Raw genomic sequence first — 358 nt, forward strand, 5'->3', positions numbered from 1 at the left:
GAAGCCGGCGGCAGCCGCCCGGCCATGGCCTCGTTCAAGGCCTTCCGCGGCCGCGAACCGCAAATCGACGCGCTGCTGCGGCACCAGGGCATGGCCTGAACCGACCCGCCCGGCCCCGTTCGGGGTTCGGGTGGGTTCAAGTACGGCCGGTCTGGCCGCGGCGCTGTTCTCGCAGCATGAACAGGTAGAGGCCTTCCACCTTCTCGCGCGCCCAGGGCGTTTTGCGCAGGAACTTCAGGCTGGACGCCACGCTGGGCTCGTGAGTGAAACAGCGCACCGGAATGCGTTGCCCCAATTCGGCCCAACCGTAGTGCGCCACCAGGGCGTTGACCATGGCCTCCAGCGTCACCCCATGCAG

At 68.4% G+C, this 358-nt stretch carries 2 protein-coding genes; one reads left to right on the forward strand and one right to left on the reverse strand.

Translation table 11 applies throughout. The features are described from left to right. Positions 1-99: M3 family metallopeptidase (locus HA630_RS26220; protein ID WP_166832210.1), on the forward strand; the 99-nt coding region annotated here is incomplete at its 5' end. A 37-nt stretch (positions 100-136) separates the two neighbouring features. Here HA630_RS26220 and HA630_RS02280 read toward each other — a convergent pair. After that, positions 137-358, reverse strand: a 222-nt coding sequence (locus HA630_RS02280) for a VF530 family DNA-binding protein (RefSeq protein WP_166832211.1), incomplete at its 5' end; no start/stop codon positions are given.

The organism is Aquabacterium sp. A08 (assembly GCF_011742065.1).